At 63.9% G+C, this 15,006-nt stretch carries 14 protein-coding genes; all 14 read left to right on the top strand.

Annotated elements, in window-relative coordinates:
* Positions 1-65 precede the first annotated feature (65 nt).
* The 14 genes from SE91_RS28250 to SE91_RS28185 all read left to right on the top strand — a co-directional run bounded on the left by SE91_RS28250 (position 66) and on the right by SE91_RS28185 (position 14,999).
* A complete protein-coding gene (locus SE91_RS28250; RefSeq protein WP_502687181.1) occupies positions 66-1,055 on the top strand; it encodes a formylglycine-generating enzyme family protein in 990 nt (329 codons plus the stop codon).
* Positions 1,056-1,065: 10 nt separating this feature from the next.
* The gene (locus SE91_RS28245; protein WP_082813856.1) at positions 1,066-2,727 is read left to right on the top strand and encodes an arylsulfatase; all 1,662 of its coding nucleotides are present in this window, start codon (positions 1,066-1,068) and stop codon (positions 2,725-2,727) included.
* Between the two features lie 144 nt (positions 2,728-2,871).
* On the top strand, positions 2,872-3,894 hold the full coding sequence (locus tag SE91_RS28240) for an AAA family ATPase (RefSeq protein ID WP_061849980.1): 1,023 nt from the start codon (positions 2,872-2,874) through the stop codon (positions 3,892-3,894).
* 8 nt (positions 3,895-3,902) lie between these two features.
* Entirely contained in the window at positions 3,903-4,889 is a 987-nt protein-coding gene (locus SE91_RS28235) for a DUF58 domain-containing protein (protein ID WP_061849979.1), read from the top strand.
* Positions 4,882-5,364, top strand: a complete 483-nt coding sequence (locus SE91_RS28230) for a DUF4381 domain-containing protein (protein WP_197489521.1) — start codon at positions 4,882-4,884, stop codon at positions 5,362-5,364. Before SE91_RS28235 ends, SE91_RS28230 begins: the two co-directional genes overlap by 8 nt.
* A gap of 94 nt (positions 5,365-5,458) precedes the next feature.
* Positions 5,459-6,355: a VWA domain-containing protein gene (locus tag SE91_RS28225; protein ID WP_245318553.1), complete on the top strand. Its 897-nt coding sequence runs from the start codon at positions 5,459-5,461 to the stop codon at positions 6,353-6,355.
* Entirely contained in the window at positions 6,348-7,862 is a 1,515-nt protein-coding gene (locus tag SE91_RS28220) for a vWA domain-containing protein (RefSeq protein WP_063921324.1), read from the top strand. Before SE91_RS28225 ends, SE91_RS28220 begins: the two co-directional genes overlap by 8 nt.
* Entirely contained in the window at positions 7,859-9,232 is a 1,374-nt protein-coding gene (locus tag SE91_RS28215; protein WP_061849975.1) for a BatD family protein, read from the top strand. The genes SE91_RS28220 and SE91_RS28215 overlap by 4 nt, the downstream gene beginning before the upstream one ends.
* 77 nt (positions 9,233-9,309) lie before the next feature.
* Positions 9,310-10,278, top strand: a complete 969-nt coding sequence (locus SE91_RS28210; RefSeq protein ID WP_502687159.1) for an HAD family hydrolase — start codon at positions 9,310-9,312, stop codon at positions 10,276-10,278.
* Positions 10,275-10,403: a hypothetical protein gene (locus tag SE91_RS38110; protein WP_283806284.1), complete on the top strand. Its 129-nt coding sequence runs from the start codon at positions 10,275-10,277 to the stop codon at positions 10,401-10,403. The genes SE91_RS28210 and SE91_RS38110 overlap by 4 nt, the downstream gene beginning before the upstream one ends.
* A 415-nt stretch (positions 10,404-10,818) precedes the next feature.
* On the top strand, positions 10,819-12,243 hold the full coding sequence (locus SE91_RS28200; protein WP_061849973.1) for a DUF1254 domain-containing protein: 1,425 nt from the start codon (positions 10,819-10,821) through the stop codon (positions 12,241-12,243).
* A gap of 20 nt (positions 12,244-12,263) precedes the next feature.
* Positions 12,264-13,808: a DUF1254 domain-containing protein gene (locus SE91_RS28195; protein ID WP_082813854.1), complete on the top strand. Its 1,545-nt coding sequence runs from the start codon at positions 12,264-12,266 to the stop codon at positions 13,806-13,808.
* Between the two features lie 7 nt (positions 13,809-13,815).
* Positions 13,816-14,061, top strand: a complete 246-nt coding sequence (locus tag SE91_RS28190) for a DUF3302 domain-containing protein (protein WP_061849972.1) — start codon at positions 13,816-13,818, stop codon at positions 14,059-14,061.
* Positions 14,058-14,999 carry an HlyD family secretion protein gene (locus SE91_RS28185; RefSeq protein WP_061849971.1) on the top strand — a complete coding sequence of 314 codons (942 nt, stop codon included), beginning with the start codon at positions 14,058-14,060 and terminating at the stop codon, positions 14,997-14,999. Before SE91_RS28190 ends, SE91_RS28185 begins: the two co-directional genes overlap by 4 nt.
* Positions 15,000-15,006: the final 7 nt, after the last annotated feature.

Genomic DNA, 15,006 nt, shown 5'->3' with positions numbered 1-15,006 from the left:
TACACCGACCCGTCACGCAGGCAGGGGTTTTGGGACTACTGCCGGTGACGCGGGCCATGTTGCAGATGCAAACCAATAGGCATCAGGAGCGCCCGATCGAAGACGGCATGATCCTGATCGAAGGCGGCCTCTTCCGGATGGGTTCGGACCACCACTATCCGGAGGAGGCGCCGGCGCATCGCGTGCAGGTCGATGCGTTCCGGATCGACGAGACGCCGGTGACGAACCGGCAGTTCAAGGATTTCGTCAACACGACCGGCTACGTCACGACGGCCGAAAAGGTGCCGGACCCGAAGGATTATCCGGGCGCGCTGGTGAAGATGCTTTACGCCGGCTCGCTGGTGTTCTCGCCGCCGCGCCGCGTGACGGATCTCGGCGATTGCGGCCAGTGGTGGAGCTTCATGAAGGGCGCGTGCTGGCGGCGGCCCTACGGCCCCAAGACCAACATCAAGGGTCTCGACGACCATCCCGTCGTACACGTGTCTTACGACGACGCGCTCGCCTACGCCCGCTGGGCCGGCAAGGATCTTCCGACCGAAGCCGAGTGGGAGTTCGCGGCCCGCGGCGGGCTCGAAGGAGCGGAATTCGCCTGGGGCGAGGAGCTGACGCCCCAGGGGCGGCATATGGCGAACACTTGGCAGGGCACCTTTCCGATCCAGAACCTCGCCGACGATGGCTTCGAGCGTACCTCGCCGGTCCGGACCTTTCCGCCGAACGCCTACGGCGTTCACGACATGATCGGCAACGTCTGGGAGTGGACGTCCGACTGGTGGTCGGCGGGGCACCCGGCCGATGCGGCGAATTCGTGCTGCATCCCGAAGAACCCGCGCGGCGGGCGCGAGGAGGCGAGCCTCGATCCGAACCAGCCGGACATCCGGATCGGGCGCAAGGTGCTGAAGGGTGGGTCGCATCTCTGCGCGCCGAACTACTGCCGTAGGTACCGCCCTGCCGCGCGGCACGCCGAGGCGATCGATACGTCGGCCAGCCACGTGGGCTTCAGGTGCGTCGTCCGTACATCTGTCTTCCGAGCTTCACCAGAGCGTTCTGCAACGTAGGGAGTGTCGAATGAGCGACGACGTCAAGAACACCGAGAACGAGAACAAGAAAACGATGGACCGACGCAATCTGCTCCTCGGCACGTCATCGCTGATCGCCGCGGCAGCGATGACCTCCGGAGCCAGCGCTCAGGCGCAGAAAGCCGCGCCGGCGACGTCTCCGACACCGAATTCGTCCGGCAAAAAGCCGAACATCCTCGTCATCTTCGGCGACGACGTCGGGCAGACGAACCTGAGTTGCTATTCGTTCGGCGTGATGGGCTTCAAGACGCCGAACATCGACCGCATCGCCAAGGAAGGCGTGATGTTCACCGACTACTACGCGGAAAACAGTTGTACGGCCGGACGGTCCACGTTCATCACGGGGCAGTCCTGCAAGCGCACCGGGCTTTCCAAGGTCGGCGTGGCCGGCGCGCCGGCGGGACTGCAGGATCGCGACGTTACGATCGCCCAGGCGCTGAAGCCGCTCGGCTACGCGACTGGACAGTTCGGCAAGAACCATCTGGGCGACCGCGACGAATACCTGCCGCATAATCACGGGTTCGACGAGTTTTTCGGCAACCTCTATCATCTGAACGCCGAGGAAGAGCCGGAGTATCCCAGCTATCCCAAGAACGATCCCCTGTTCAAACAGATTCCGCGCGGCGTGCTGAAGGCCTCCGCGGACGGAAAGATCGAGGACACGGGGCCGCTCAACCGCAAGAGGATGGAGACGATCGACGACGAAACCAGCGATGCCGCCGTCGATTTCATCCAGCGACAGGCGAAGGCGAACAAGCCGTTCTTCTGCTGGATGAACTTCACGCGGATGCATCTTTTCACCCACGTGCGTCCCTCGATGGTCGGCCAGAGCGGAATGCCTGGCAACTTCTATGCGGACGGCATGATCGAGCACGACGAAGACGTCGGAAAGCTCCTGAAGACTCTGGACGACCTCGGAATCGCCGAGAATACCATCGTCATCTACACGACCGACAACGGTCCCAATCGGTGGTCGTGGCCGGATGCCGCGACGTCGCCGTTCCGCAACGAGAAAGATTCGAACTTCGAAGGCGCCTTCCGAGTGCCGGCCATGATCCGATGGCCCGGGCGCATCAAGGCCGGCGAGGTCACGAACGAAATGTTCTCAGGTCTCGACTGGTTCCCCACTCTGCTGGCGGCCGCGGGCGACACCGACATCAAGGATCGTCTGCTCAAGGGGACGCCCGTCGGACCTAAAACGTTCAAGGTGCATCTCGATGGATACAATCAGCTTCCCTTCCTCACGGGCCAACAGCCCAAGAGCGCGCGCAACGAGTTCGCCTACTTCAACGACGACAGCGTTCTCGTCGCCTATCGTCTGGGCGACTACAAGGCGGTCTTCACGGAGATGAAGCATCCCGGCGGCTTCCAGGTCTGGCAGGAGCCGTTCACGACGCTCAGGATTCCGAAAATCTATCATTTGCGCATGGACCCGTTCGAGCAGGCCGACATCGTGTCCGATCAATACTACGACTGGTTGGCGAGGAACGCTCCCATCGTCGCGCAGATCACCGCGCACGCGGCGGTCTTCCTGCAGACGTTCGTCGAGTATCCGCCCAGTCAGGAGCCGGCGACGTTCTCGATCGACCAGGTCGCGCGCGAGGTCGATGCCAAGATCAAAGCGAACTTCGCCAAGGATGCGGGAAGGTAGAGCGGCTCGCCATGCCCGGTGGGCTGCTAACGAACTCGATGCCGCGGTCCGGATGCATTTCGGCCCGCGGCGGAAGCCCACGTCGCCTGGAGCGGAGGACGGTTGGTGCTTGTCAACGAAGTGTACCTTGGGTTGAGAGCCACGATGGCAGGAGCCAGCACGATCATCGGAGCCGCCGGGACGAGGCAAACTTCGTCTGCGCGCGAGTCCGTACTCGAACTCAAGAGACGGATCGGGTTGTCGGTGCTCGGCCAGGAAAGACTGATCGAGAGCATGCTGATCGGCCTGCTCGCCAACGGCAATCTGCTGCTTGAAAGCCTCCCGGGGCTGGCAAAGACCCGCGCCGTCAAGACACTCGCCAAACACCTTGCCGCCAATCTGTCGCGCGTGCAGTTCACGCCCGATCTACTGCCATCGGACGTGACGGGAGCGGAGATTTACGTTCAAACTGAGAAGGGCGGTGAGTTTCAGTTTCAGAAGGGGCCGATCTTCGCCAACCTGGTGCTGGCGGACGAGATCAACCGCGCCCCGGCAAAGGTTCAGTCGGCTCTGCTGGAGGCGATGGAAGAGCGTCAGGTCACCGTCGCGGGCAAGACCTACAGGATGCCGGAACTGTTCATGGTGCTGGCGACGGAGAATCCGATCGAGCAGGAGGGCACCTATCCGCTGCCGGAAGCCCAGCTCGATCGCTTCCTGATGCACGTTGTCATCACCTATCCCGATGAGGCCACGGAGGGCGAGATCATCAAGCTCAACCGGGCGGAGAACGCGCACGTGCCGAAGGATCGCGTCGCCGAGCCTGCGCCCCTCTCGCAGCAGGCGATCTTCGATGCCCGCCGCGAGATCGACGGCATCTTCGTGTCAGATCTTGCGCAGAAGTACATCGTCGATGTCATCTACGCGACCCGCTTTCCCGGCCGCTATGGCGAGGCGCTCGGCAAGTGGATCCAGATCGGGGCCAGTCCTCGCGGCAGTCTCGCGCTCGATCGCTGCGCCCGCACCCGGGCTTGGCTCGATGGGTGTGAATTCATGACGCCGGACCACATCCGCGCGGTTATGCATGATTGCCTTCGTCACCGCCTGATGCTGAGCTACGAAGCGGTGTCCCAACAGATTTCGGCGGACGAGGTGATCGACAAGATCGCCGAACTCGTCGCACCTGCTTGAGGCCTCCCATGCAACAGCAGCCCTCGAAAAGTTCTGGCGTATACGTCGATCTCGATGACCTGATCGCGCTGGAATATCGCGGGCGCAACGTCTCGTTCCTCCCGCGACAGCCGGTGCATAGCCTCTTGTCCGGACGTTTCGCCTCTCGGATGCGGGGACGTGGCTTGAACTTCGAGGAGATCCGGGACTACCGCGCCGGCGACGATGTCCGATCGATCGATTGGAAAGTGACGGCGCGGCTGCAAAAAGCCCATATCCGCGTCTTCGACGAGGAGCGGGACCGGCAGGCAATCCTCGTCGTCGACCAGCGTCTTTCGATGTTCTTCGGCAGCAGACGCGCCATGAAATCCGTGACCGCTGCGGAGGCGGCGGCTCTCGCCACGTGGCGCGTTCTCGGTGCCGGCGACCGCATCGGAGCCGTCGTCTTCAACGATCGAGAACTCGTCGACATCAAACCGCGGCGAAGCCGCGCCACGGCGCTGCAGATACTTTCTTCCGTCGTCGATCAGAACAAGGCTCTTGGCGTCGGGCTCGGCTTGGCATCTTCGCCCGCTATGCTCAACAGGGCGCTCGATCGCGCCCGGCGGCGCGCTCCGCACGACGCCGCAGTCATCGTCGTCAGCGACTTCGACGGCGCGGACCTGGTTACGCGCCGAGTGATCGGGGAGATCGCCCGGCACAACGACGTGGTGGCGCTCTTAGTGCACGATCCTCTTCAGAGCGACCTGCCGCCTTCGGCCAGCATGACGGTGACCGACGGTACGCTGCAGATCCACCTAGAAGTCGGCCGCGACAACGTCAGGAGGGACATCGAACGGGCAACGCACGAACGCGTCGGCGGCGTCCTGGCCTGGACGCACGAACTCGGCGTGCCGGTGCTGCCGCTCAGCGCGGCGGAAGACACAGCCAGGCAACTGCGCCGTCTGCTTGGCGGCCTGCCTGGTCGAACTGGACGCGGTGCCTCTTATGGGCGGACGGAGGCGAACCTTGGCTGAGCCACGGACCATAACGCCGGATCCGGTGGCGGGCCTCATCGATATCCCGTTGCCGCGAGCAGTCGGCTTCTGGCCGCAGACCTGGGAGGCGCGGCTCTCGTCGGTGCTCCTGCTGGTCGCCGTGATCGCCGGCGTTTGGCGGTGGGCTTACCTGCGCCGCGTCAACCGGTACCGGCGGCGCGCCCTCTCCGAGTTGAGCCGGATGAAAGAGCACGCGCAAGTGGACCTGCTCGCCGACCTTGCGATATTGGTCAGGAGGACGGCGCTCACCGCTTTTCCGCGCGAAGAGGTCGCGCCGCTGTTTGGTCCAGCCTGGCTGGCCTTTCTGGACCGGAGCTACGGAGGCAAGGACTTTTCGGAAGGGGTCGGGCGCCTGCTGGCGAACGGTCCTTATCAGCGGGTGCCGCCGACGCAGGAGGAAGTGGAAGCACTCGTTGCTCTCGTCCGCCGCTGGATCAGGGGACACCATGCTTGAGTTCGCTTGGCCGTGGGCTTTTCTGTTGCTGCCGCTCCCGTTGCTGGTTTGGTGGGCGGCGCCCCCGTATCGTGGTCGTCAGGCGTCCATCCAGGTGCCATTTTTCGATCGGCTCGCGGCCGCCACAGGCCAGACCCCGCAGCAGGGCGCGGTCGTGATCGAACGCCGGGCCGTGCAGATGATCGCGGCCAGCGCCATATGGGTGTTGCTGGTGGCCGCGCTGGCGCGGCCGCAATGGGTCGGCGAGCCCGTGACGCGCGAGGTCTCCGCACGCGACCTGATCCTCGCCATCGACATCTCCGGATCGATGGATCAGCACGACTTCAAGGCGGCGGAAGGCGAAGTTCTGACGAGGCTCGACGGCGTAAAGGAGGTCGTGAAGGAGTTCATCGCTCGGCGGAAAGGCGACCGCGTGGCGCTGATCCTGTTCGGGACCAAGGCCTTCGTCCAGGTGCCCTTCACTCAGGATTTGCGGACGGCGCAGCTTCTGCTCGAGCAGACCTCGGTCGGGATGGCCGGCCCGCAGACCGCGATAGGCGACACGATCGGGCTCGCCATCAAGACTTTCGCGGCAAGCGCGGCGAAGCAGAAGCTCCTGGTTCTTCTGACCGATGGCAACGACACGGCAAGCCGCGTGCCTCCGGAACATGCGGCCGACATCTCCCGTCAGAACGAGGTCGCCGTCTACACAATCGGCGTCGGCGATCCTGCAGCGTCCGGAGAGAACCGCGTCGACCTGTCGGTGCTGCAGGGCATCGCGAACACCACGGGCGGACACTTCTTCCGCGCCGAGGACGGAGCGCAGCTTCGAGCGATCTATGCCGACATCGACAGGTTGGTCCCAGGCAGGCTGCAGACGCTGTCATGGCGGCCAAAGCTACCGCTGTTCCAGTGGCCGCTCGGCGCAGCCGTGGTCCTGGGTCTGCTCTTGTGGTTGGCGTTGCTGTTGGGAAGCGAACGGCGAAATCTGCGTGAGGTCCGTCATGCGTGACGCGCTCCTCTCGTTTCATCTGCTGCGCCCTCTCTGGCTTCTGGCGCTGCCTCCAATAGTTAGTGTGTTCGCGATTTTGCTACGGAGGCGCAACGTGCGGGCGCAATGGGGCGGGGTTATCGCACCTCATCTTCTGGGACATCTCATCGTCAGCCCCGACAACGGTCGCAGTGTCGACCCGCTCTATCTGGTTGCGGCCGGCATGGTGCTCGGCGTCGTCGCCTTGTCGGGGCCGACCTGGCGGCGCGAGTTGCCTCCCTTCGTGGAGGACAAGGCGCCCCTGATGATCGCGCTGGCGGTCGGGTCGTCGATGAATAGGACCGACGTCGCGCCTTCGCGGCTTGAGCGGGCCAAGCAGAAAATTCGGGACCTGCTCGCCGCCCGCGCCGGCGCCCGAACCGGCCTCGTCGCCTATGCCGGAACGGCGCACCTGGTTATGCCCTTGACCGACGACCGAGCCGTCATCGAGCCGTTTCTTGCGGCGTTGTCTCCGACGCTGATGCCAAGCGACGGCGATAACGTGCCTGGTGCCGTTCGTGTCGCTTCTCAGGCCCTCGCGGACGAGCCGGTCGCCGGGACCATTCTGCTGGTCGCCGACGCGGTCGACAAAAACGGGTCTGCGGCGTCGGTAGAGGCTGCGGGGCGCAACACGCTCGCCGCGCTCGCCCTAACCCCGTTTCCGCCGACGTGGAAGGCTGGCGAGGTGGTTTCCGTCAGCGTTGACGGGGCCGACATTCAGCGCCTGGAGCGCCGGATTGAGACGCATTTCCAGGCGGCTCAGGGAGATACCTTCGGCGCCCGATGGCGGGACGAGGGCTTCTGGCTGCTGGCGCCGCTTGCTCTGCTCACCCTGCTTTGGTTCCGGAAGGGCACCACTGTCGCCTGGGCTACCATCCTGGTGGTCGCGCTGCAGGTTGGGCAGGCGCGGGCCGAGGGATCGTCGCGCTTCCTGAACCTGTGGCTGACGCCCGACCAGCAAGGGCGGCTGGCCTTCGATCGCGGAGACTATGCGGCCGCGGCCAAACTGTTCGCCGATCCGATGTGGCGCGGGATCGCCGCCTACCGCGCCTACGACTTCCTCGCCGCCGCCGAGGCGTTCGCGGGCGTGGACGGTCTCGACGGCAAGTTCGCCCTCGGCAACGCGCAGGCGCAGAACCACGCGTTCGAGAAGGCTCTGAAGGCCTACGACGAGGTGCTCGCCGCCCAGCCAGGCAACGTTCCGGCCAAGACCAACCAGGCCATCGTGCAGGCCGCGCTGGATGCCCGCGAGGCGAAGCGGCGCAAGCAGGAGCAAGACGATCCGACGCCTCCGGACGAGAAGGCGGACGAGACGCGGGTCGATCCCGATCAAAAGGGCGGCAAGACCATCAAGGTGACTGCCGAGGACGTCACGACTCCGGGTGCCGCGGAAGCCTGGATGCGACAGGTCCAGACGACGCCGGCGGACTTCCTCAAACGGAAGTTCGCCATCCAGGCCGGCACCTCGCAAACCGGGAGCAGACCATGAATCGCGCCGCGCCCTATTTGCTCGTCTCGGCAGTGGCCGCCCTCCTGCTGCAGCAGGTGCACGCGCAGGGGGCGCCCGAGCCGCTCGTTCGGTTGACGATCACCCCGCAGCGGGTCGTGGTGGGGCAGCAGGCGACGCTTCAGATATCGGTTTTGGCACCGAACTACATGACCGCGCCGCCCGAACTGCCGGGCCTCGAGCTGCGCAACGTGGTGACGCATCAGCTCTCGACCGTCAACATCAACGACGTGCGGGACGGCCTGACCTATGCCGGAGTTCGCTTCGAGTACGCGCTGTATCCGCAGGCGCCCGGCACCTACGCCATCTCCGGGCGGAGCGTCAGGATCAGATACGCGGCCGAGCCGCCGGCTACGCGCCAAGTGGAAATCGGATTGCCCGAGATCGCATTCGAGGCCTTCCTGCCGAAAGGCGCGAGCGAACTGCACCCCTTCGTGTCCGCGAGCAAGCTGACTGTCGATCAGTCGATCAAGCGATCGTCGGACCAGCTCAAGGTCGGCGATGCAATCACGCGGACGATAACCATCACCGCCGAAGGAACGCCGGCGATGCTGCTGCCGCCGCAGACGTTTGCCTCGTTGGATGGACTCAAAGCGTACCCGGCGCAGCCCGTTCTGGAGGACGGCAGCACAGGAAGGCCGCCGGTCAGAACCGCAACGCGCATGGACTCGGCGACCTACATGATCGAGCGGCCCGGCCGATACTCGCTGCCGGCCGTCGAGATCGACTGGTGGAACATGAACGAGGGCAAGATCGACCGCGCACAAGTCGATGCAGTCGACTTTACGATACCGGGCGAGTCATCGGGAGGCTCCTACGTAGAAAATCGTTGGGACTTGCGAAGTCTGCTGGAGGCGGCCGCCGACCATTGGGTGCTCGGGTTGGTCGTCGTTGCAGCTCTTGCCGGAATTGCGTGGGTTGCCCCACCGGCGGTTCGGCGGTTGGCGGCGTGGACCCGTCGTCGTCGGGCGGCGTACCTGGCTTCAGAATCCTGGTCGTTCCGACAGTTGCGGAGGGCCCGTCGATGTGGACCTGCGGCGGTTTACTTCCGCCTGCTGGAATGGCAGCAGCGGTTCGGTCCGTCGGGCACGGCGAGCACGCTCGACGGTCTCGCCGTGGCGGCGAATGATCCCGAGCTCTCGCGACAGATCGCGGCGCTGCGGAACGATCTGTTCGCGCCGGCTCGCTCGGAAGGCGCTTGCTCGCTACGCAGGCTCATCAGGCATGCCGGGTCGGCGCGCACCCGACTGAGGCGGCGCGCCAGCAGGGACCAGGCGCCGGTTCTCCCGCAGCAGATCAATCCAACGGTAGCTAGATCGGCAGCCCCAAGCATGCAGAAGGTGGCGAGATGACGAGGCATTACGATGCACGATCCGCGCGGCGGATGCAGCCAAGGGGCATGGTCATCTTCACGCTGGTGACACTCTACGTGCTCGGCGTCGCTGCCGCCCGCGCGCAGAGCAGTCCCCTGCCGTCCTGGAACGAAGGTGCGGCGAAGAGCGCCATCGTCGAATTCATTGCCCGGGTCACAAGAGACGGAGGGCCCGACTTCGTGCCGGCGGCCGCCCGCATCGCGACGTTCGATAACGACGGGACGCTGTGGTGCGAGCAGCCGCTGTACTTCCAGGCTGTCTTCGCGCTCGACCGGGTCAAGACCTCGCGCCGGAGCATCCCGAATGGAAAGAAGCAGCAGCCCTTCAAGGCCTTTCTTTCCGGCGACAATGCGGAGCTGGCCGCCCAGGGCGAGAAGGGCGCGCTCGGATTGCTTGCGGTCTCGCACGGGGGCATGACGACCAACGCGTTCGCGACTTTTGTGGCGGAGTGGCTCAGTGAGGCCAAGCATCCGCGGTTCAACCGGCCGTATAACACGCTGATCTACCAGCCGATGGTCGAGCTGCTCGACTACCTCCGCACCAACGGTTTCAAGACCTTCATCGTTTCAGGCGGGGGCGTGGAGTTCATGCGGGTCTGGGCCGAGAAAGCATACGGGATTCCGCCGGAGCAGGTGGTTGGTTCTTCCGGTGCCACGCAGTTCACGATGGGCGCCGACGGCAAGCCGGTGCTGATGAAGCTCACGAAGGTCGAGTTCATCGATGACGGCCCGGGCAAGCCATCGGGCATCAATCGGTTCATCGGCCGTCGTCCGATCTTCGCGTTCGGCAACTCCGACGGAGATCTGCAGATGCTGCAGTGGACCGCGGCCGGAAGCGGACCGCGCTTTGCCGGCATCGTGCACCACACAGACGGCGAGCGCGAGTACGCCTATGACCGCCGGTCCAAGATCGGAAAGCTCGACAAGGCGCTCGACGAGGCCCGGCTGCGGGGCTGGACCGTAGTTGACATGAAGCAGGACTGGAAGACGATCTTCCCAGAAAGATCAGAGGAGGCGAAGCCATGATGACAGTGGACCTGATTCTGGAACGGCTCGACCGTGCGATCGCGGAGAACGAGGAGAAGCTTGAAGAATCGAACTCCGGCACGGATGCACCCATCTCAACAATGCGAAACTCACCTACGCGGTGAGGGTGAGCGCGCTCCAGGAGTTCAAGGCCGCTATTTCGGAGGCGCACTGACGTTCACCAAGGAGCGACCGCGCCATGAGCTGTTATGGCATCTTAGCAAGCTTTTCTTTGATGGCGTAGCACGACACGCAGGGAGTCCGAATGAGCAGCGACGTCAATTACCGAAGCAAGCCGATCGACCGCCGCAACCATCTCCTCGGAACGTCCTCCATCGTTGCTGCCGCGGCTCTTTCGACGGAGGCGTTCGCGCCGGCGCCAAAGGCCGCCCCCGCCACATCGCCCCGGCGCCCTCGCTGGCTTTCTAGCATCAGAAAGGTTCTCAGATGATCCGTCAGCATTTGCCGCAAGCTAAAAGCTTCTTCGTTCGTCCGCTACGAAACGAACAATAGTGGACGATCCAGCAGGAGAAACGAGACATGAAAAAACTATTGTTTGCCCTCGTGCTGAGCTGCACCATTACTCAGGCACAGTCACAGTCACAGTCACAGAACATTCCCAAAGAAGACCTCGCAGCCCGCGACACCCAGCGCCGCGCGGTTGAAGCGGTGATCTGGGGCATGCCGGCGGTCAATTACGATCTGATGCTTCAGGAAATGTTGAGCAAGACTCCGGGCAAAGTGAACGAGATGATCTACTGGGGCCGCCCGCTCGATTGGCGCAACCAAACCCTGACGCCTAATCCGGACACGCTCTACTTCATGGCGTTCTTCAACACCAAGGACGTCGGCCCCATCGTCATCGACGTGCCGCCGGCCGGTCCCGACGGCTCTCTCAACGCCAACATCGTCAACGTCTTCCAACGCCCACTCGAGGACGCCGGCCAGTTGGGGGTCGACAAGGGGGCCGGAGTGAAGTTGCTGCTCCTTCCTCCCGGTTATTCGGCAAAGATTCCGGACGGCTATGTCGCGCTGCAGCCCGGTACGTTCGGCAGCTATGCCCTGTTCCGATCCAATCTCATCAGCCACAGCGAAGCGGACGTTGCGAAGTCGTTGGCGTACGGCAAGCGCGTCCAGATCTATCCGCTCTCTCAGGCTTCCGCTCCGCCAGCGGTCGTGTTCACCGACGTCAAGGACACCGTCTTCGACTCCACCATCAAGTACGACGAAAGCTTCTTCGAGGGGCTCAACCGTATCGTGCAGAGCGAACCGTGGCTCGAACGTGACCGCGTCATGATCGATCAGGTGAAGTCCCTCGGCATCGAGAAGGGCAAGCCCTTCGCTCCCAGTGCCGCCACGAAGCAGGCGCTCGCAAGCGGAATACGGGAAGCACAAATGTTTTTGGCGGCAAAATTCGACGCCGGTCTCACCCCCTTCTTCGAGGGGACGCACTGGACCTTCCCGGCCCCTCCCGAGCTGATCCAGGCCGCGGCGGCCGACTTCGAGGAGCCGAATTCCTATCCCATCGATTCGCGCGGTCTCGCCTACACCTATGCGTACATCGGCATCAAGCGACTAGGGGGCGGCCAGTTCTACCTCATTAACATCAAGGACAAAGACGGTCATGGTTATGAAGGTGGAAAGAACTACCGGCTGACTGTCCCTCCGAACGTGCCGATCGAGCAATACTGGTCGCTGACGGCCTACGACCGCCAGACCCACGCGCTCATCAGGAATGTCGATCGCGCCAGCCGTGCTTCGAATGTTTCCGAGCTGCAGAAGAATGCGGACGGCTCGGTGGACCTGTATCTGGGCCCGAAGGCACCCGCTGGCAAGGAGTCGAACTGGATCCCGACCGATCCTGCCCGGAAGTTTGAGCTGATGTTTCGGCTCTACGGCCCCACCAAAGCCTTTTTCGAGAAGACGTGGAAGTTGCCGAACGTCGAAAAGGCGGCGGCACAATAACCGGCACAGGGAGGAATCCCATGAACGAAAAGAGCGCTCTGTTTGCCTTCGCCGTTCTGGTCCCGCTCGCCGCGAGCGCGCAAACCTTGGATCAGATTCCATATGCAGCGCGGGCGCTATCGCCCGCGCACGCGGACCTGCCCCGTTCGGCCGGCGTGCCGGCGCAACTGGCCAACGAGGAGTACGTCGAAGCGCTCGCTCGCATCGTCTACCATTGGGCCTATCCAGCCGTTGATACTTTCGGCCGCACGAACATGTGGCAGATGATGAAGGACGGCCCAGGCGCCATGCTGGGTCTTCTTCCGGGTGCTCCGATGAATACGACGAGCTGCCTGTCCGACTACATGTCGCCTTCGCAGCGCTGGGTCGTCACCCCCAACAACGACACATTCTACGGAGCCGGCTTCGCCAATCTCGGGGTGGAGCCCGCGGTCATTCAAACGCCTACGGACGCCCCGCAAGGCCACTACTGGACGGTGCAGATCGTCGATGTCTTCACCAACGTGGTCCATCAGCTCGGCTCCGCCTCCAAGACCCCCGGCGGCAAGTTCCTGCTGGTCGGCCCGGACTGGAAGGGACAGAAGCCGGATGGCTACATCGATATACTGCGCATGCCGACCAACATAGCCGGTGTCTTTCCGCGCAGCTTCGCGGCCCGCACGCCCGAAGCGAAGGCCAGGGCGCTCGCGGTGCTCGACCAGATCGGCATGTATCCGCTCAGCAAGAACGCGCCGGGACAACAGACGAAGGACTGTAAGGCCGTCGCTGCGAACTCCGTCTATCCGCCGGGGGTCACCGCGCAGATAATCAAGGAGGATCCGGACGCCAGCCGGCCGCAATGGGTCAATCCCAAGACGTTCTGGGACGACGCCGAAAAGATGCTGGCGGCGAATCCCACGGTCGGTCACGACGATATGGCGATGGCCAGCCAGGCCAGGACGCTGATAGCGCTGCGCAAGTCCAGCCCCGAATACAAGACCCTGCTCGACCGGGGCGCGCTGGCGGCGGATGCGGCTCTGCACGCTAGTAGCACCTACGTGCAGGTGGGAGTGGATGCCGGGAACGGTTGGCAGAGGCAGGAGGGGGCGGGGCTATGGGGCACCGACTGGTTCAGCCGAGCCCAGGCCACCGTGATCTACATCTACGTCAACGACTCCCGGGAGGCGACGTATTTCGTGCGCGGGACGGATGCCAAGGGCGCTCTGCTCGATGGCCGTCACACATACACGATGACATTTCTCAAGGACGCCTTGCCTCCCATGGACCGCACGCGCGGCGGCTTCTGGTCGCTGACGATGTACGACAAGGACTACTTCATGCTGCCAAACTCTCCGAACGGCCGCACCAACATTGGCACCGTCAGCCTCGACGCCAACGAGCTTAAATTCGGCGACGACGGATCGCTAACGATCACGCTGGCCCGCGAACAGCCGGCGGATGCGACGGCGCGCGCTAACTGGCTTCCCGCGCCGGACGGGCAATTTGCGCTGATCGTGCGGGCCTACGTGCCCACGGAAGCAGTGCTTCGAGGCAGCTACAAACTGCCGAACGTAGAGAAGCGGTAGCGACGACATGAGCGGCTACGACATCTTCGCCTGGATCGTCTTGTGCATCCTGATCGCAGTGGCCGTGCTGGTCGTCTGGCTGTTGGGATCGACGCCCGGTCACGTGGCTCGGCGACGCGGTCACCCCTGGGCTGAAGCCGTCACCGTCGCCGGATGGATCACGTTGGTCTTTGGCTTCGCGCTTTGGCCGATCGCGATGATTTGGGCCTACGTCGACGTGCCGGCGCGCCGGAGCCAGGAGACGCGGCCATGATGATCGCATTGATGGCGCTGTACGTGGCGCTCCTGTTCAGCCTGGTCTGGCTCGGCATCATCCGCTTCAACGCATTCTGGAAGGCCTCGCCCTTGATTGTTCTGCTGTTGCTGAACATTGGCCTGTTCATTCCGATGGGATGGGGCGCGCCGCAGGGACCCGCCATCGTGGTCCGAAACGCGGTTTCCATCGTGCCCGACGTCGCGGGCGAGGTGACGGACGTTCCCGTTTCGGCCAACACCCCGCTGAAGGCCGGCGACGTGCTGTTCAAGATCGACCCGACGCCATATTCGGCGCAGGTCAAGTCCATCGACGCCCAGTACAAGCTCGCCAAGACCCGATTGGGGCAGATGACGCAACTCTACGAACGCGACGCCGGGCGCGGTTTCGACGTGGAGCAGCGGCAGTCCGAAGTGGATCAGCTTTCCGGCCAGCTCGAAAGCGCGCAGTGGAATCTCGACAAGACCGTGGTCCGCGCACCGGCGGACGGGTACGTGACGAACGTCGCGCTGCGCAAAGGCGCACGCGTGGCAAACCTGCCCCTGTCGCCGGTGATGGCGTTCATAGACACCTCGAACACGCTGATCGGCGTCGAGATTGATCAGATCGACGCGCGCTACGTCCAGCCGGGCCAGGAGGTGGAGGTCGCGTTCAAGTTCGTGCCGGGCCGCGTCTACACCGGGGTGGTCGAAAGCGTTCTGCAGGCGATCGCAAGCGGGCAGGCCCAGACGTCAGGAGCGGCCGTCGCGCCGAAGGGCATCGAGTCCGCGCCCTTCGTCGTGCGCGTGAAGCTCGACGATGACGTCTTTGCGAAGCGACTTCCCGCAGGCGCGACCGGAACGGCCGCCATCTTCACCGACCATGTCAAGGTCAGCCATGTCATCCGACGCGTCCTGCTGCGGCAGGTGGCGATCCTCAACTACGTCAATCCGTTCTGAAGGAGCC

This window comes from Bradyrhizobium sp. DOA1, from assembly GCF_001593325.1.
Classification (GTDB): Bacteria; Pseudomonadota; Alphaproteobacteria; order Rhizobiales; family Xanthobacteraceae; genus Bradyrhizobium.
This window is presented reverse-complemented; position numbering and strand designations above follow the sequence as displayed.